Below are 18,544 nucleotides of genomic sequence, written 5' to 3' on the forward strand. Positions count from 1 at the left end.
CTGGAATCGGGGATGTAGGCATTTTTTTATGCCCGCCTTTCTGCCCACCCGCGATCGTCGAAAGTGAGATCACCAACTACGATGACGCCGTTCACTTCTTCGTCCTCCACGGGCTATGTCCTGTTGCCTCCAGCGCGCATCACCTATCCGGAACATCTTCCGGTGAGCTCCCAGCGACAACAGATCATGAACGCGGTGGCCGGTCACCAGGTGGTGATCGTCGCCGGCGAAACCGGGTCCGGTAAGACCACCCAGCTGCCAAAGATGTGCCTGGAGCTGGGGCTGGACCAGCACGGGATGATTGGGCACACCCAGCCACGTCGTATTGCCGCCCGGTCAGTGGCCGAACGCATCGCCGAGGAGCTGAATGAAACCGTTGGTGAACACGTGGGCTACCAGGTGCGATTCACCTCTGAGGTGTCAGCTGAGACATCAGTCAAGGTCATGACCGACGGCATTTTGCTGGCCGAAATTCAGCATGATCCGCTCTTGCGCCGCTACTCAATGCTGATCATCGACGAAGCTCACGAACGATCGCTCAATATTGATTTCTTACTGGGCTACCTCAAGAAGATCCTGCCTCAACGCCAGGATCTCAAGGTGATCATCACCTCAGCGACCATCGATGTGGAGTCCTTTGCCGAACATTTCTCCACGCCCACCGGTGCAGCGGCCCCCATTATTGAAGTCTCGGGCAGAACCTATCCGGTAGAGATCCGCTACCGGCCACTGACCGATCCACGCATCGCCGATGATCCCGACGATGACGCCGATGATGCCGAGGACGCCCGGGACCCGTTGGACGCGGTGGCCGATGCGGTGCTCGAGCTGGGTACCGACCACGGTGGGGATACCCTGGTGTTCTTTCCCGGAGAACGTGAGATCCGTGACGCCAAGGAAGTGATCCAGGCTGCCATTTCCTCGCATCCAAGGCTCAAACACGCGGACATTCTTCCCCTCTACGGGCGGTTGTCCTTAGCTGAACAGCAACGCGTCTTCCGGCGCAGTTCCACCTCGGCTCCGCGGATTGTCTTGGCGACCAACGTGGCCGAAACCTCGCTGACGGTCCCGGGCATCACGGCCGTCATCGATACCGGTACTGCCCGCATCTCACGGTACTCCCAGCGCACGAAGGTGCAACGGCTGCCGGTCGAGCGCATTTCCCAGGCGTCCGCGAACCAGCGGGCCGGACGTGCCGGGCGCACCAGCCCCGGGGTGGCCATCCGCTTGTACTCCGAGGAAGATTTCAACCAGCGCCCTGAATTTACCGACCCGGAGATTCTGCGAACCTCGCTGGCCTCGGTGATCCTGGACATGTTAGCCGCCGGCGTAGCCACAACCCCCACCGATCTGGAAGAGTTCCCCTTCCTGCAACCGCCCGAGCACCGCCAAATTACCGACGGTATTCAGCAATTGCTGGAGCTCGGTGCCCTGAACTCCGGGGCACCGGTGGAGGTCACCGACCGCTCCGGCACGAAGCGCACCCGCACCTTTACCCGTGGCACCATCACGCCCCTAGGCCGTCGCCTAGCGCAATTACCCATTGACCCGCGTCTGGGGCGGATGATTCTGGCAGCCGACCAGCATAAGGTAGCCCGCGAAGTCATGGTGCTGGCTGCCGGGATGACCATCCAAGACCCCCGCGAGCGCCCAGCCGATCAACGAGATGCCGCCGATCAGGCCCACGCGCGCTTCACCGATGAGAATTCCGATTTTTCGGCGATGCTAAATCTGTGGGTGTATTTACGCTCCCAACAAAAACAGCTCTCGGGCAATCAGTTCCGGAAGATGTGTCGCCGAGAATTCATCAACTACCTACGCGTACGTGAATGGCAGGATCTGGTTCAGCAGTTGCGGCAAATGGCGCACCGGGTGGGCTTGAAAGTCTCGGCCGGACCGGTCGATCCGGTCGGCACCCATGAGGCAGTCCACCAGGCGGTGCTGACCGGGTTACTCAGTCAGATCGGCACCTATCAGCAACGCACGAAAGAATATCTTGGTGCTCGTAACACCAAATTTCGGATCTTCCCCGGGTCCGGACTGTTCACAAAGCGCCACGACTATGTCATGGCTGCCGAACTGGTGGAAACCTCCCGGCTCTGGGCACGCCAGGTGGCCAAAGTCGAGCCCGAGTGGATCGAAGAGATTGCTGGACCGTTGGCAAAATCCAGCGTCTCGGACCCCTATTGGTCCACCCGTCAGGGCTCGGCGATGGCCCGGGAAAGGGTCACCGTCTATGGTGTGCCGGTGGCCGTCGATCGTCCGATCAAGTACTACCGGGTCAACCGTGAACTGGCTCGTGAGATGTTTATCCGCCACGCGCTGGTGGACGGTGACTGGCACACCCGGCACCGGTTCTTTGCGCGCAACCGGGAGCGGATGGCCGAGGTCGACCAGTTGCAGACCCGACATCGTCGCCACGATCTGAAAGTCTCCGATGAGGACCTCTTCGCCTTCTACGACGCCCGAATCCCAGCCTCGGTGGTCTCCGTCCGGCACTTTGACCGCTGGTGGAAAAAAGCACGTCGCACAGATGAATACCAGCTCGATATCGCGGTCGAGGACCTGATCCGCGTCGAGCCCGAGCAACTGGACCCCGCACAATACCCCTCGGTATTGATTCACCCCACCGAGCACGGTGAACTCGAGCTCCCACTGGACTACACTTTTGCCCCGATGACGCTGGCGCAGACCCGTCGCGAGAACAACTCCGCCGGCACGCCACCGCCAACTGACGGCGTGACGGTGACCATAGCGGTCGAAATCTTGCACCGGATGAACCCCGACCGTTTCGCTTGGCTGATTCCAGGGCTACGCGAAGAGCTGATTACGGCACTGATCAAAAACGTGCCGAAGGCCTTACGCAAGCAGTTGGTTCCCGCCCCAGATACCGCACGTCGGGCGCTGGCCATACTCAACCGCGACTACGACCCGCTCACCGATGACTTCTACGATGCCCTCTCGGCGGTCTTACTGGATGTCAAGCACGTCAAGGTGCCCCGGGACCAGTGGCGCCCCGAGGCCCTGCCCGAACATTTGCGGATGACGTTCTCCGTGGTGGATCACCGTGGCGCGGTCATGGGGGTCGGTGAAGACCTCGGGCAGTTGCAACGAGACCTGGCCGGCGAAAACCGCACCGCCCTGGCCGAATCACTGACCCGCGCGGCTCAGGCTCAAGGCGTGGACCTCGCTCAGACCACTCAGCACCCCACCCCTGGCCCCGGGAAGGACACCACCCGACGGCAGCCAGCATCCAACAGCGGCAAGCAACCACCTCGACGGGACCAGGACCGGACCGTGACCGAGTCCTTCACGCCACGGCAAGGGTTGACCCGCTGGGATATCCCCGAGCTCCCCGAACAGGTGCAAACCCCGGTGGCCACCGGGTCCGGTCACCAGCTGGTGACCGGTTACCCGGCGCTATCGCCCGCTACCACTGGGGTGGGGGCTGATTTGGTGATCATGCGAACGCTGGGCGAGGCACAATCCGTGCACCGTCACGGCGTCGTAGCGTTGCTCCGGGCTGGGCTACCCGATACCCAACGCTATATTGCCGACCACCTCAGCAACGAGGAGAAGCTAACCTTCACCAGTGCCCCGCATTCGGATCTGCAAGAGATTGTCTCCGACAGTCTCACCGCGTCCATCGATGCGCTGGTTCCAGCCTCGCACAGCCAACTCCCCCGCTCAGCCCAGCAGTTTGAGCAATTGCACGAGCAGGTTCGCGCCGAGGTGATAGACCAAAACTTTCGGGTCACCGCGGTAGTCTCCGAGGCGCTGCACGCAGCTCGCCACGTACGCCGTGACGCCAAGACACTTAAGTCCTTGACCATGGCGCCGGTGCTGACCGATATCCGCGCGCAACTAGATGAGTTACTGGGCGAGCATTTCGTGGCGAAAACCGGGTGGCGCCAGCTACGGCACCTACCCCGCTATATCCAGGCCATCACTGTCCGGATTGAGAAATTGCAGAATTCAGCCCACGGTCTCCAGGCCGACGCAGCGTCGATGCAAGTCATTCACGATCTCGAGCAGGCCTACCAGCGCCGGGTGGATGACTATGCACAGGCCGGGTTCATTCCCGCTGAGCTCAGTCAGGTGTTTTGGCTCCTCCAAGAGCTACGGGTGAGCTTTTTTGCCCAGCAATTGGGCACGGCCGTGTCGGTGTCGGAAAAGAAGGTCCGTGCTGCACTACAGGCCGTGCCCTCACCTTGAGGTCTGTGCCACACCCGGCATGGTGCCGGCTGTGGTCGACCCCGCTTATGCTTCGGGGACGAATTCCTGGTGGCCGGCCCCCACGAGGGCGGCACGTAGTTTCTCGGCGGCCTGGTCCATCTCGGCGGGCTCAGGGTTGTTGTCAACCTTATCGAGGTCGAAGTCCTCCAACGAGCTGGAGGGCCAGACGTGCAGGTGCAGGTGCGGGATCTCATAGCCGGCAATCATCAATCCGGCCCGTACCGCATTGAAGGTCTTGGGCATCACGGCGCCGATATTTTGGGCCACGGTGATCAAGTGCTGGAGCAGATCCGGATCAGCGTCGGTCCAGACATCCACTTCTTCTCGTGGCACCACGAGGGTGTGCCCGGGTGCCATAGGGCCGATGGATAAAAAGCCCACACAGCGTTCGTCTTTCCACACGAACCTGCCGGGGATTTCACCATTGATGACGCGGGTAAAAACGGTGGACATTGTCCTGACTCCTGTCTCGTGCTATCTCAACTGGGCACTGGGTCCTCAGCGCCAGACGGGCTCGAACTCTCTCACGTCCAGTCTCGTCGTTTCGGCCACGGTGTTCAAGATCACCCAGCCAGGATCAGTACGGATGCTCACCGGTGGCAACCGGGCGATCCCCGGCGTTAATCCAGGCCGAAAACGACCCGGGGTAGAGGGCAACGTCCATGCCGGCAATATATAGAGCCAGCACTTCCGCGCTCGCAGTGACACCCGAGCCACAATAAACACCCACTGCATGTTCCGGTGCGACGCCGCGGGAGGCGAAATGCTCACGGAGTTTCTGGGCAGGCAAAAAGCGCCCGGTCTCATCGGTCAGCTCAGATACGGGGGCTGAGACGGCTCCGGGGATGTGGCCGGCCACCGGATCGATGGGCTCTTCTTCACCGGTGTACCGACGGTAATCGCGGGCATCGAGCAACACCCCGTTGTCATCAGCTGCTAGTGCTTCGACTTCCTCGGTGCCAACAACCGGCATTTTGCCCCAGCTGATGTGGGCCTTACCGATCGCTGGTAGCGCTTCTCCGGCCTGCAGCGGCAGACCGGCCTCACGCCAAGCATGGAGGCCTCCATCGAGCACATAAACACGTTCCATACCCGCATAGCGGAGCAACCACCAGGCGCGGGGAGCAGAGGTCGAGGCCACATCGTCGTAGACCACCACAGTGTCGCCGTCATTGATGCCCAGCATACGCACTGCGTCCGTGAAGCGGGAAGCATCCGGTAGCGGGTGACGTCCCTCTGAGGGGGCGCCGTGCCCGGAGAGTTGCCCGGACATCGAGACGAACACAGCGCCGGGAATGTGCCCTTGTCGGTAGCGTTCATGGCCTTCACCGGGTTCGGTTGCCGACCAGCGCACATCGAGAATCACCAGGTGCCCGGCCTGCGGGGCTTGGTCGGTAGCAACAAATCCTTCCGGTTGTGTTCCGGGGTCCTCTTGAACGTGTTGCTCGTCGTCGTGGCGTAACCAGTACGACAGCACCTGATCTGCGATCAGCGCGGCGGGGCGCTGTTCGGTGGCAGTATGGCCTAAAGATGTCATCGAGTCCACGCGTGTTCGCCTTCGGCTAGGAGATTCAGCTCAATGCCGTAGCGTTCAGCAAAGGCCTGAACCTGTTTGTCGTAAATGGTGTGGCCGTTGTCTGACAACAGTCCGTCATGGATCGGCACCGCTTGGCGGGGCCGAACGCTAATCATGAAGTCTAAGGTATCTTCCAACGACGCCCAGGGCGCGTTAATCGGTAGGCACAGCGTATCGATCTCGACCCCGGCGGGAACAATGAAGCTATCACCGGGGTGATATACCGACCCGTTGAGCACGTAGCCGATGTTGTCGATTTGGGGGATCTGGGGGTGAATGATCTCGTGCTGGCCACCCACGGCTTGCACGTGAAAGCCAGGTAAATCTAGCTCGTCTCCGGCAGCGATCACTTTAAGTCGGTGTTCGGAAATATCGCGCTTTTCGGTTGCAACGCGGTGTGAGAGTCGTTCTATCACCGTTTCGGGCGCGTAGAGCCGGACCGAATAATGCCCGGCCAGCAACTGTACGACGAGCTCATCATCAACATGATCGGGATGTTCGTGGGTGATGAAAATGGTCTCCGCTCCAGCAGCTGCGGTGATCACATCGGTGAAACCACCGGGGTCAATCACGGTGCGGTGATCGGTGCTATCCAGGCGAACACACGAGTGCCCAAACTTTGTGAGTTTCATGTCGGACTGGCGACTTTGAGCTGAAATGTCCACGCTCCTACACTAACTGTTACAGCCGTGTTTGTGCAGATGCCTGTCGAGGCACGACCCGCTGTCATTTCCCGGAATCATTCCTACTCACGGCCAATATTCACCGCCACCCTAAACCCGAGGTTGCATCGCCATGACAAATCAGCCGAAAACGCGTAATACCTGGCAGAAACAAGCCATCCAGGAGTTCCTCTCAGCAACCGACGATTTTGTTTCGGCTCAAGACATTCACCAGGGTTTATTGCGTCAAGATCAAAAAGTCTCGCTGGCGACCGTCTACCGAGTCCTCCAGGCCCAGGTTGAAGCCGGAACCGTCGATCTGCTCACCAGTGATGACGGAGAGTCCTTCTACCGTCACTGCACTAGCCCTCAACACCACCATCACGTCGTGTGCACCCGGTGCAAAGCCACCGAAGAGTTTGAGGCTCCCGAATTGGAACAAGTTGCCGACGAGACCGCACGTCGGTTCGGATATCTCCCCCAGGATCACACCTTGGAAATATTCGGGTTGTGCCCGAACTGTCAGCGCGATCAGCTCGCGGGCCGAGAAAACCTCACTAACGAATCAGTACCCGAAACTTAGCGTTAGGAGTGGTCATTCTCGTCTGCTCTTTCTTGCCCGTGGCTGTCATTATCGGTATGAGGCAACGCCACGATCCCCTGGGAACTCAGCTCTTCGGTGAGATTGGCTGTATCATGCAGGGCACCCAATCCGTAGGCCGTTTCCAGGTTCTCGCGCGTGAGTACCTCGCTGGGAATGCCACAAGCCAGCACCTTTCCTTTGAGTAGCACCACATAATCGGCCACAGCGGCCTCATCGAGATCGTGCGTCGTCATCACCACGGAATGACCGTGTTTGGTCTCTTCGTGAATCACCTGGTCGATGACTTTCATCGAGCGGACGTCCAGTCCGGTCATCGGCTCATCGAGCACGAGAATCTCATGACCTTGGGCAATCCCCTGGGCCACATACACGCGCTGACGCTGACCGCCGGACAGTTCTTCCAGATGCTTTTTCTTCAGGTGAGTGATCTCCATGACCTCCATGGCCCGGTCCACGGCAACCCGGTCCTTCGCGGTGCTCAGACCAAACCAGCCGGTCTGGGGGTAGCGCCCCATGGACACCACGTCCTTGACCGTAATTGGGGTACCGGTCGGAAAGACCACCGACTGCATCACAAAGGAGACGTGTGGTCGCATTTTCTCAGGTGAGCGGCCCAGCACCGTTAGTTCACCGGCAGCCACCGGCAAAACACCGGCGATCGCCTGCAACAAGGTGGATTTACCAGACCCGTTTGGTCCTATCACCGCGGTAATGGCTCCGGCGGGTATGTGAAAACTCGACCGGTCCACGGCGACATACTGACCATAGGCCAGTTTGATGTCCCGGGCCTGGACAAGGAGTCGTTGGTCCGGCGCGGTCGAAGCGTGCGTTGTCGATGGTGAAATCATGCGTTCGGACCTTTGACGTGGGCCATGGTCGGTTGGGTGCTCGTCTGATTGGCCACCGGGTGTTGAGCTGCCAACAAAGCCGGCTCCGCCTCGGGAGCATCGGGGTCCTCGGGGCCGTACTCCGAACGCAACGCCCGGGAGCGGATCCGGCGAACGATATCTCGAATTGCTAGGACCACAAAGAACAATACGATGGGAACCATTGCCATCGTGGCAGAGGCAGCGGTGTCCGCGTGGTAGCTAATAATGAGTCCGGTAGCCACCGAGGTAACCCCAATGAGCACCGAGACCAGCATCATTTGGGGCACGCTACGGGTCAGCAACGCCGCAGTGGCTGCCGGTCCGACGAGGAGACCGAATACCAGCACCGTTCCCACCGCTTGGAAACTGCCGATCACAGCTCCGGCAATCATGATCAACAACAACCAGTGCGTCAGCTGTGGTCGCATTCCCAAGGACTTGGCTTTCAGCGGAGAGAAGCTCAACGCTAACAAGGGTCGATAAAGCATGAGGGACATCAGCACGACGACCACCAAGAATACTGACTGAGCGATAATGTCTTGGCGACTGACGCCCAAGGCATCACCAAACAGAATGGTGGTCAACGAGCCGGCGAAAGACTCGAGCGTAGAAATCATCACCACACCGAGGCCCAACATGCCGACAAATAACAACCCGATGGAGGTGTCCTCTTTCAAGCTGGTGGTGCGGTGGACCAGCTCCATGCCGGTGACCATCACCACCGCGGCAATCCCGGCCCCCAGGTAAGGTGAAAAACCGAAAATCACCGAGGCGGCAATGCCGGGAACGACGGCGTGGACGAACGCGTCGCCGAAGAAACTCATCCCGCGCAAGACCAGCCACACGCCAACCACGGCACTCATCACCGCAGCCAGCATGCCACCGATGAGAGCGCGTTGCTGGAATCCGAGCGCAAACGGGTCTAACAACCATTCCACGCCGTCGATCACCTCTCTTGAGTTACCACCTGAACACCGGCACGCAGTTGCGCGAGGAAGGCTACTGCTCGCCGTTCAATCCATCACGCAACTGTTCTGCGTTGTAGATCATGGCGTCCTGATAGGTAGATGCTTCCGAATCGGGCTCACCCAATCCACCTTCGTACAGGTGGATCAGCGGAACCTCGCCGTGGTCTTCAGCCAGTCCTTCCAACGTCGGATTGGGGCTAAGCTTATCGGTCACAGCGGCGTCGGCGTCTTCGTCTTCTAGCACCTGAGCAAGTTCACTCAATGCAGCGCTGGAAGGCTCCGCGTCGGTGGAACCACCAGGAATCACGATACCGCGAATCTCGAAACCATACGCATCAGCAAAGTACTGGTAGGCTGCGTGGTCGGTGACCAAGGAGGGCTCGTCAGTCTCGATCTCGTCGAGGATATCGCGAACCTCTTGATCGGTTTCCTCAAGGTCAGCCTTAACATCGCTGGCGCAACTGGTGTACTGCTCGGCCAGCTCCTGATCGTCAGTGTGCTCAGCCAGCTGATCACCGATCAGCTCGGCTGCGGTAGCCATCCGAGATACGTCCATCCACACGTGCGGATCTTCATCACCATGGTCATGGTCGTGATCATGGCCATGCTCTTCATCACCATGATCATGGTCGTGATCATGGCCATGCTCTTCATCACCATGATCATGGTCGTGATCATGGTCGTGCTCTTCATCACCATGGCCATGTTCGTGATCATGGTCATGGTCTTCATCACCATGATCATGATCGTGGCCGTCATTGTGCACATGATCATCGCCGATCGGTAGTGGCTCGAGCTCTTCACCCACCTCGTAGATGTCAGCACCATCGGATTCCGCGTTGTCCAGAGAATCCTGCATAGCGGCTTCGAGGCCCAAGCCGACGGAAACCACCAGGTCTGCATCGACAACATCGGTGACCTGCTTGGAAGATAGCGAGAACTGGTGCGGGTCATCACCGGGGCCCATCAGGACCTGGGTTTCACCACCGGCGCAATCAGTAATTTGTGAGGTAATGGAACCAACCTGGGTCGTGGTAGCAACGACCGACAGTCCCTCTTTCTGTTCTCCTTGCCCGGCGTTGGCCTCAGAATCGGCGTTGTCGTTGGAGCAGGCACTCAACCCGAGAGCAGCAATAATACCCAGTGAGCCGAGGGCCATAGCAGCCCGGCGATGAGGCGAGCGCAGGTTAATGTGATCGCGACGCATATGCTGTGTCCTCCTGAAATCACGTCAATCTGACAAATAAAACAGTCCCCGCACCATCTTCATGGAGGGGTTCGTATCCAGTCGTGAACACACTATCATATTGAAAACAGTTCTCATTATCAGAAAACAACCCTCGTCAAGCCCTCAAGAGGACTGTGACGTGTCAGTGGCGGACGTGGGCTGAGTAGCGTCGTGAATTTCACCCACCAGCACTTCCAGGACGTCCTCAAGGAACAGCACACCGATGGTTTCTCCTTGCGGCGAAATCACGCGCGCGACGTGCGAACCGGTGCGCTGCATCACTTCCAGAGCATCTTCGATCTCTTCGCTGGCTGCCACATTCGACATCGATCGGATCTTTGATAGAGGTAGCGGGTCCTCGTAGCGGAATTCTGGGACGGTCATCACGTCTTTCAGGTGCAAGTAGCCGAGATAGGCTCCGTCGTTGGTGTCTTCAATCAGGAACCGAGAGAACCCGGTGTGGCGCACCGCGTCGTCGAAATCCTCCGCCGAGGAACCCAGGGGCAGGGTGATGACATCGTCCAAAGGAAGCATGACTTGTTCCGCGGTGTAGTCAGAGAATTCCAGGGCGCCCGAGAGTAAACCGGTGTTGTCGTCTAAGAGCCCGGAACGCGTGGATTCTTCAACGATGGATTGGACCTCTTCCAAGGTATAGGTCGAGTTGACCTCGTCTTGGGGTTCGACTTTGAACAATTTCAGCACGACATTGGCCGCAAAGTTCAAAAACAACACCAGCGGACGTAATACTTTGTCCAGGGCCACCAGCGGTACAGCAAGCACCAGAATCGCCCGATCGGCCAGGGTCACAGCCGCATTTTTGGGCACCATCTCACCAAAAGTCACGTGCAAGAAGGTCACGATCAACAACGCCAAGATAAAGGCGGTGGTATCGGCGACCGGATCAGGGAGTCCAGTAGCCTGCAGCGGAATACTAAACAGATGGTGGATAGCCGGTTCGGAGACATTGAGGATCAGCAGCGAACAAACCGTAATGCCCAGCTGACAGACCGCCAGAATGTGGGTGACGTGTTCCATCGCATACAGGGCGGTATTGGCCAGCTTTGACCCGTTTTCGGCCTTAGGTTCAATCTGCGAGCGCCGGGCACCCATGACCGCAAACTCACCGGACACAAAGAAAGCGTTGCCCAGCAAGAGAACAACGAGCCAGATGATACCTGAGACGTGCTCATCCATCGTTAGCTCTCACCCGCCTCTACGGAAGGAGCGCCTGACATTGAGGTACCCGTCTTCGTTTTAGAGGTATCCGGAACCGCCGGGATATATTTCAAACGGTCGACTCGGCGACCGTCCATTTTGATGACTTCTACAGTGCCGTCATCGAGGGTCACCTGATCCCCGATATCGGGCACACGCCCCAGGGCGGCCATGATGAACCCGCCAACGGTTTCATAGGCGCCGTTTTCGGGAACTTTTAATTCTGGAATCTGAGCCATCAATTCGTCGGGACGCAACAGTGCAGGGAAGAACCAGTGCCCCGATGCTGTCTGCAACACTCCCGGACGAATTTTGTCGTGTTCGTCCGAAACCTCTCCAACGATTTCTTCCACGAGGTCTTCTAGTGTCACGATACCGGCGGTGCCACCGTATTCATCAACGACGACAACCATCTGCAGACTCACCGCGCGCAATTCAGTCAACAGCGAATCGAGGTGCATGGTTTCTGGAACCCGAGCCAAATCGGTCATGATATCGGCAGCCACCATGTCACCGCGTTGGTCTTTGGGAACGGCGATTGCTTTCTTCACGTGCAACACGCCACGAATCGTGTCGGCAGAATCCTCAATCACCGGGAACCGAGAGACGCCGGTTCGCCGGGCAGCATCGATGACTTCCAACAGCGATTGGTCGACCTCCACAGTTTCAACTCTCATGCGCGGTGTCATCACATCGGCGGCGGTGCGGTCAGCGAAACGCAATGTGCGGTCCACAAAGAGCGCGGTGTCCCCGTCGAGTGTGCCCATCTCCGCGGAGCGACGAACCAAGGAGGAAAGTTCCTCGGGGGTCCGGGCCCCGGAAATCTCCTCTTCAGCTTCCAGCCCCAGGGTTTTGAGCACGCGGTTCGCAAAGCCGTTGAGTAGCAGAATCACCGGCTTGAAAATCGCGGTGAAAATCAGCTGTGCCCGAGCCACCGTGAGCCCGACATCCAGAGCCTTCGCGATCGACAGGTTCTTGGGGACCAGCTCTCCCATCAGCATCGACAGGATTGTCGCGATCACCATAGAGATCAGCAGCGAGACCGAGGAAGAGATCGCATCGGGTAGTCCCAAGGCCTGCATCGGGGTTTCCAAAATGGTGCCCAGCGCCGGTTCCATAACGTAACCGGTCAATAGCGTGGTCAACGTGATCCCCAGCTGACAACTCGACAACTGGGTGGAGAGTGACTTCAGGCATTTCAGCAGGGGAATGGCTTTGCGGTTGCCGTTATCGACCATGCGTTGCACGGTCGGAACATCCAAGGAAATCATGGAGAACTCCACGGACACAAAAAAGCCGTTACCACCGATCAGCAGTAAGCCAAGTCCGAAAAGTAACCATTCCATCAAAAATCACCGCCAGCCTTGTAGGACGGTGGTCACCGACAGGATCAAAGCATGAGGCACGCACGGCCAACTAGAAGGCTCCGATCCTCGGGCGGACTGCTGCGTTGCCCGGTGAGAGTTTTTACGCGGGGATCTATGCATGATAAGTACAGTATAAGCATTGATTCTGGTTGCGGTGGCCCTGCCCGCAACCAACAGGGCCACCAGCCGGGACTACCAAGATTGAGCCACTGCCCGTCCTTCTTCGTACCCGGAGGCCGACTGCACTCCAAAGACCGCGCGCTCGTGGAATTCTTCCAGTGTTGAGGCGCCGGCATAGGTCATCGAAGATCGCACACCCGAGGTGATCCTATCCAGCAGGTCCTCCACCGAAGGGTGGTCGGGATCAATGTACATTTTCGACCCGGAAATACCCTCTTCAAACAACGCTTTACGAGCGCGCTCGTAGGCGGAATCTTCCCGGGTGCGTGCCGAGACGGCCCGGGACGAGGCCATCCCGAAGTTTTCCTTATATTTACGCCCCGAGGAGTCCACTACGATGTCGCCCGGAGATTCGTAGGTACCTGAAAACCAGGAGCCGATCATGACCTGCGAGGCGCCAGCCGCCAAAGCAAGAGCCACATCACGGGGATGCTTTACTCCTCCATCGGCCCAGACCGAGGCCCCGCGAGCCCGCGCGGCTGCTGCACATTCCAGTACCGCCGAGAGCTGAGGACGCCCCACTGCGGTCATCATCCGGGTGGTGCACATCGCCCCGGGACCCACACCGACCTTAATAATGTCGGCCCCAGCATCGATCAGGTCATTGGTGCCATCTGCGGTGACAACGTTTCCGGCGACCAGGGGCACCTTCAGGTGCGAAACCTGGCTCAAGGCATCAAGCATTTTCTGTTGGTGACCATGTGCGGTGTCCACCACGAGACAATCAACACCGGATTCCACCAATGCTTCGGCCTTGCCTTTAACATCACCATTGACGCCGATGGCGGCAGCGACGTGAAGGCGTTGCTGATCGTCAACGCCCGGAGCGTAGAGGCTGGAGCGAAGTACACCGGACAGTGTCATCACCCCGACAAGCCGGTCCCCATCCAGGACCGGGGCGTAGTCGACCTGGGCTTGGTGCATCCGCTGATATAGCTCACTGAGAACGTCAGCGCGTTCCGCCATGGGAGTGCTAATGGCAGGAAGCTCGTCAGCGCCTAAGGTCATCACCGGTGCACGCATCAGTTCAGATACTGAGGTGAAGTGGTCAACACCTTCGACGTCGGTCACCAGCACCACACCACGGAAGGTCCGGCTCTCGGGGTCATCAATGACAGCAACGGCCGGATGATTGCGTTTGGCCGACAAATGCAGCACGTCCAACACCCGATCCTGCGGGGTGACCCACAATGGGGTCTCGAAGATCGGGTGGCGAGATTTGATCCAGGACGTCACTGAGGCAACCTCATCCAGGGGCAGATCCTGTGGGAGCACGCCGAGCCCGCCGCGCCGGGCAATCGTCTCCGCCATCCGCCGACCAGTGACCGCGTTCATATTCGCTGCCACCACCGGTATCTGCGAGCCCGTGCCGTCCTGGGCCGAGATATCAACAGCGGTCCGAGACGTAATCTCAGACCGGGAGGGAACAAGGAAAACATCTGAATAAGTCAGATCAGTCCGAGGTTGGGTTAAAAACTGCATACCTCTATCATGATCTACCGCACATCATCTCTCCACCTCACCACACCGATAATCCCTGGGGCGAGCACCACGTTTTTCAGCTGCCCCGGTTTATCCCGCTATTCGGGCCCGTGAAACCGCCATTGTCTAGAACTTGCGCTGTTGGCAAACAGCCTGACTTCTTCGTCGGACAGTACCTCCTGGCTGTGGCTTACGTGACGCGATCACAGCTATGATGAAAGAACGTGCTTTCGGCACGGTGTCGCGGACGATGACATGTCCGCAGGCACCTGCGCAGAGAGCTGAACAATACACGTGGCGGACTGTTTCTCAGCCACCCGTTGAGAGCGTCTCGCCCCAACACAAACTGACTACGGAAGAGGCTTTCACCGTGCCAGAACTGACATCGGCCCAGCTGTCAGAAGAATTCCCCGGCAATGAGTGGCTAGTGGCGGATATATACGAAAAGTACAAGGCCGATCGTTCATCTGTGGACCCCAAGTGGGCCGAGATCTTCGCTCGCCTTGAAGGAACTGCAGCAACACAGCAGAAACGGCATGGTGGTGACAGCGATAAGGGCACCTCACGCTCTGCTCAACCACAGCAGAAAAACGCGTCGACGAAGTCGAGCGCAACGTCAACGACCAAGAAGGAATCGAACTCTCAATCCTCCGCATCGTCGTCCTCTTCTTCGTCTTCGCCTTCCTCCTCAAAGTCTTCCGGCCCGAAGGTTCGTCGGGCTGAGGGCTCCAGCGAAAAGGCCATCCCGTCTGAGCCCCCGAAGTCCAAGCAGAAAAAGGACGAGGAGTCCCACCAGGGTGAGGACACGTGGACCCAGCTCAAAGGTGCCACCAAGGCCATTGCTTCCAACATGAACGCCTCGCTGTCGATGCCGACAGCGACCACCGTGCGCGATGTGCCGGTCAAGGCGCTCATTGATAACCGCGTGGTGATCAACAACAGCCTGAAGCGTGCACGCGGTGGCAAGGTCTCGTTCACCCACCTGATCGGGTATGCCGTCATCAAGGCCCTGGTCAAAAACCCGGGCATGAACACGCTGTACCGCGAAGAAGGCAATAAGAAGTACGCAGTCCAGCCCGCACACATCAATTTCGGCCTGGCCATCGACCTGCCCCAGAACGACGGGTCGCGCGTGCTGGTTCAGCCCAGCATCAAAAAGGTCGAGTCGATGAACTTCCGCGAGTTCTGGGAAGCTTATGAAGAGCTCGTCTCCAAGGCTCGCAACAACAAGCTCACGCTGGACGACCACTCCGGGACCACCGTCTCGCTAACCAACCCCGGTGGTATCGGAACCGTACACTCGGTGCCCCGCCTGTCGGAGGGTCAGGCCGCCATCATTGGTGTTGGCGCTCTGAACTACCCGGCGGCCTTCCAGGGCACCTCGCAGGAAGTGTTGTCGAGGTGGGCGGTGTCTAAGACCTTGACTTTGACCTCGACCTACGATCACCGTGTCATCCAGGGCGCTGCCTCTGGAGCCTTCCTCAACGACGTGCACCAGTACTTGCTGGGCGCTGATGGCTTCTACGACGAGATCTTCAAGACCTTGCGTATTCCGTACGAGCCAGTGCGTTGGAAGCCCGACGTGCAGGTCAACCCCGGTGACGAAATCGGCAAGGTCGCCCGCATCCAGCAGCTGATCGCCGCTTACCGGACCCGCGGTCACTTGATGGCCGATGTGGACCCGCTCGAGTACCGGATGCGCACCCACCCGGACTTGGACATTATCCAGCACGGACTGACGCTGTGGGATCTGGATCGTTCTTGGGCAACCGGAAATTTCGGTGGCAAAAGCTCGATGCTGTTACGCGATATTCTGGGCGTTTTGCGCGATGCTTATTGTCGCAATACCGGTGTGGAGTACATGCACATTGACTCCCCCGAAGAGCGTGAGTGGTTCCAGGACAAGCTGGAGCACCCCTACTCCAAGCCCAGTCGGGAAGAGCAGCTACACATTCTCAGCCGTCTTAACGCCGCCGAAGCGTTTGAAACCTTCTTGCAGACCAAATTCGTCGGCCAGAAGCGGTTCTCCTTGGAGGGCAGTGAGTCACTGATCGCTCTGTTGGACGCTGCCATCGGTGATGCCGCCGATGATGGTCTCGACGAGGTCACTATTGCTATGGCGCACCGGGGCCGGTTGAACGTGCTAACCAATATCGCCGGTAAGACCTACACCCAGGTCTTCCGCGAGTTCACCGGCAATATCGATCCGGAAACCGTGCAGGGCTCTGGTGACGTGAAGTATCACCTCGGTACCGGAGGAACCTTCACCTCCTATAACGGCAACACCACCAAGGTGTCGCTGGCTGCTAACCCCTCCCACTTGGAGGCTGCTGACCCGGTACTGGAAGGTATCGTGCGCGCCAAGCAGGATCGTCTGGACCGCGGTTCTGACTCACCGACTTCCTACTCGGTGATGCCGATTTTGGTCCACGGTGACGCCGCAATGGCCGGCCAGGGCGTGGTGTACGAAACCTTCGCCCTCTCGCAATTGCGGGGATACCGTACGGGGGGTACCATCCACGTGGTCGTCAACAACCAGGTTGGTTTCACCACTCCTCCCTCCCAAGGACGTTCCTCCACCTACGCCACCGATGTGGCCAAGTCGGTCAACGCTCCGGTCTTCCACGTCAACGGTGACGATCCCGAATCCGTGGTGCACGTGGCCAAGCTGGCCTACGACTACCGCGAGCGGTTCCACAAGGACATTGTGATCGACCTGGTCAGCTACCGCCGTCGTGGTCACAACGAGGGTGACGACCCCTCGATGACTCAGCCGCGGATGTACAACCTGATCGAAAATAAGCGCTCGGTCCGTAAGCTCTACGTCGAGACGCTGGTCGGTCGTGGCGATATCACTCAGGAAGAAGCCGACTCGGCCATGCAGGACTATAAGGATCGTCTGGAGCGGGCCTTCGCCGAAATTGGCGAAGCCGAAACCTCCCCGATCCCGATCTTGGGTTCAGCGCACGGTTCTCACGAAACCAGCGAAGAATACGTTCCGGAAAAGACCGCTATTTCCGAAGAAGTGTTGCGCCGGATCGGAGAAGCCCACACGGAGTACCCCGAAGGATTCACCGTTCACAAGAAACTCAAGTCGATGCTGGAAAAGCGCGCGAAGATGTCGGTCGACGGCGACATCGACTGGGGCTTTGCCGAACTGCTGGCCTTCGGTTCTCTCCTCATGGAAGGTACACCGGTGCGCGTGACCGGTCAGGACACCCGACGCGGTACATTCGTACAGCGCCATGCCGTGTTCTACGACCGCGAAACCAACGACGAATGGACCCCGCTGGCCAACCTGTCTGAGGACCAGGCGAAGTTCTGGATCTACAACTCGCCACTGAGCGAGTTTGCCTGCGTTGGTTTTGAATATGGCTACTCCGTGGAGCGTCCCGACGCGCTGGTGGCGTGGGAAGCCCAGTTCGGTGACTTCGCCAACGGTGCTCAAACCGTTGTGGATGAGTTCATCTCCTCGTCCGAACAGAAGTGGAGTCAGCACTCCTCCTTGGTGATGTTGCTACCACACGGCTACGAAGGACAGGGTCCTGACCACTCCTCGGCGCGTATCGAGCGCTACCTACAGCTGTGCGCACAGCACAACATGCGTGTGGTCCAGCCTTCCTTTGGTGCCAACCACTTCCACCTGTTACGTGAGCAGGCTTACTCCACGCCACGGCGTCCGCTGATCGTGTTCACCCCGAAGCAGCTACTACGTCGCCGTGAAGCCAGCTCGGAGATCGCCGACTTCACTCAGCACGGTTTCCGTCCGGTCATGGGAGACGACAAGATTGGCTCCAACGCCCAACGCGTTCTGCTGGTCTCGGGTCGTCTCTACTACGATCTGCTGGATCGTCGCACCAAGAACGAGGATTATTCCACCGCGATCGTCCGCGTCGAGCAGCTGTACCCGTTGCCGACCCAGGAGATCCAGGAAGAACTGAAGAAATATCCCGAGGCAAATCTCACCTGGGTTCAGGATGAGCCGGAGAACCAGGGGCCGTGGCCGTTCATGGCCGTCAACCTGGCCCCCGAACTGGATCGCGAGATTAACGTCATCTCCCGTCCAGCCTCAGCCTCCCCGGCAGCCGGCAGCAAGCCGCGGCACGATCAGGCGCTGGAAGAACTGCTCGACGAGGTCTTCGGAAAGTAAGTTCTCC

The 18,544-nt window shown here is 58.8% G+C and carries 12 protein-coding genes; 3 read left to right on the plus strand and 9 right to left on the minus strand.

Features of this window, described 5'->3' with window-relative positions; translation table 11 throughout:
* Positions 1–81 precede the first annotated feature (81 nt).
* Entirely contained in the window at positions 82–4,215 is a 4,134-nt protein-coding gene (gene hrpA, locus DYI20_RS01000) for an ATP-dependent RNA helicase HrpA (RefSeq protein ID WP_110100285.1), read from the plus strand.
* A 45-nt stretch (positions 4,216–4,260) separates the two neighbouring features.
* Here hrpA and DYI20_RS01005 read toward each other — a convergent pair whose 3' ends face one another.
* From DYI20_RS01005 to DYI20_RS01015, 3 genes are all read right to left on the minus strand, one after another.
* Complete coding sequence (locus DYI20_RS01005; RefSeq protein ID WP_110100284.1) at positions 4,261–4,689, minus strand: HIT family protein; 429 nt, start codon at positions 4,687–4,689, stop codon at positions 4,261–4,263.
* A gap of 124 nt (positions 4,690–4,813) precedes the next feature.
* Complete coding sequence (locus DYI20_RS01010; RefSeq protein WP_110098693.1) at positions 4,814–5,773, minus strand: sulfurtransferase; 960 nt, start codon at positions 5,771–5,773, stop codon at positions 4,814–4,816.
* A complete protein-coding gene (locus tag DYI20_RS01015) occupies positions 5,770–6,444 on the minus strand; it encodes an MBL fold metallo-hydrolase (RefSeq protein WP_110100283.1) in 675 nt (224 codons plus the stop codon). The genes DYI20_RS01010 and DYI20_RS01015 overlap by 4 nt, the downstream gene beginning before the upstream one ends.
* A gap of 163 nt (positions 6,445–6,607) precedes the next feature.
* On the opposite strand from DYI20_RS01015, the gene DYI20_RS01020 reads away from it, so the two are divergent.
* Positions 6,608–7,057 (plus strand): Fur family transcriptional regulator, encoded by a 450-nt coding sequence (locus tag DYI20_RS01020; protein WP_110100282.1) that lies wholly within the window; start codon positions 6,608–6,610, stop codon positions 7,055–7,057.
* A gap of 2 nt (positions 7,058–7,059) precedes the next feature.
* Here the strand turns inward: DYI20_RS01020 and DYI20_RS01025 are convergent, their stop codons facing one another.
* The 6 genes from DYI20_RS01025 to guaB1 form a co-directional block, all read right to left on the minus strand.
* The gene (locus DYI20_RS01025) at positions 7,060–7,926 is read right to left on the minus strand and encodes a metal ABC transporter ATP-binding protein (RefSeq protein ID WP_110100281.1); all 867 of its coding nucleotides are present in this window, start codon (positions 7,924–7,926) and stop codon (positions 7,060–7,062) included.
* On the minus strand, positions 7,923–8,885 hold the full coding sequence (locus tag DYI20_RS01030) for a metal ABC transporter permease (RefSeq protein ID WP_110100404.1): 963 nt from the start codon (positions 8,883–8,885) through the stop codon (positions 7,923–7,925). The genes DYI20_RS01025 and DYI20_RS01030 overlap by 4 nt, the downstream gene beginning before the upstream one ends.
* A 61-nt stretch (positions 8,886–8,946) precedes the next feature.
* Positions 8,947–10,122, minus strand: a complete 1,176-nt coding sequence (locus DYI20_RS01035) for a metal ABC transporter substrate-binding protein (RefSeq protein ID WP_110100280.1) — start codon at positions 10,120–10,122, stop codon at positions 8,947–8,949.
* Positions 10,123–10,266: 144 nt separating this feature from the next.
* The gene (locus DYI20_RS01040) at positions 10,267–11,337 is read right to left on the minus strand and encodes a hemolysin family protein (RefSeq protein ID WP_110100279.1); all 1,071 of its coding nucleotides are present in this window, start codon (positions 11,335–11,337) and stop codon (positions 10,267–10,269) included.
* 2 nt (positions 11,338–11,339) lie between these two features.
* Positions 11,340–12,704, minus strand: a complete 1,365-nt coding sequence (locus DYI20_RS01045; protein ID WP_110100278.1) for a hemolysin family protein — start codon at positions 12,702–12,704, stop codon at positions 11,340–11,342.
* A gap of 213 nt (positions 12,705–12,917) precedes the next feature.
* Entirely contained in the window at positions 12,918–14,387 is a 1,470-nt protein-coding gene (gene guaB1 / locus DYI20_RS01050) for a GMP reductase (RefSeq protein ID WP_110100277.1), read from the minus strand.
* 370 nt (positions 14,388–14,757) lie between these two features.
* Between guaB1 and DYI20_RS01055 the strand changes: the two genes are divergently transcribed.
* Positions 14,758–18,537 (plus strand): multifunctional oxoglutarate decarboxylase/oxoglutarate dehydrogenase thiamine pyrophosphate-binding subunit/dihydrolipoyllysine-residue succinyltransferase subunit, encoded by a 3,780-nt coding sequence (locus tag DYI20_RS01055; protein ID WP_122548693.1) that lies wholly within the window; start codon positions 14,758–14,760, stop codon positions 18,535–18,537.
* Positions 18,538–18,544: the final 7 nt, after the last annotated feature.

Source organism: Auritidibacter ignavus (assembly GCF_003703835.1).
Taxonomy (GTDB): Bacteria; Actinomycetota; Actinomycetes; order Actinomycetales; family Micrococcaceae; genus Auritidibacter; species Auritidibacter ignavus.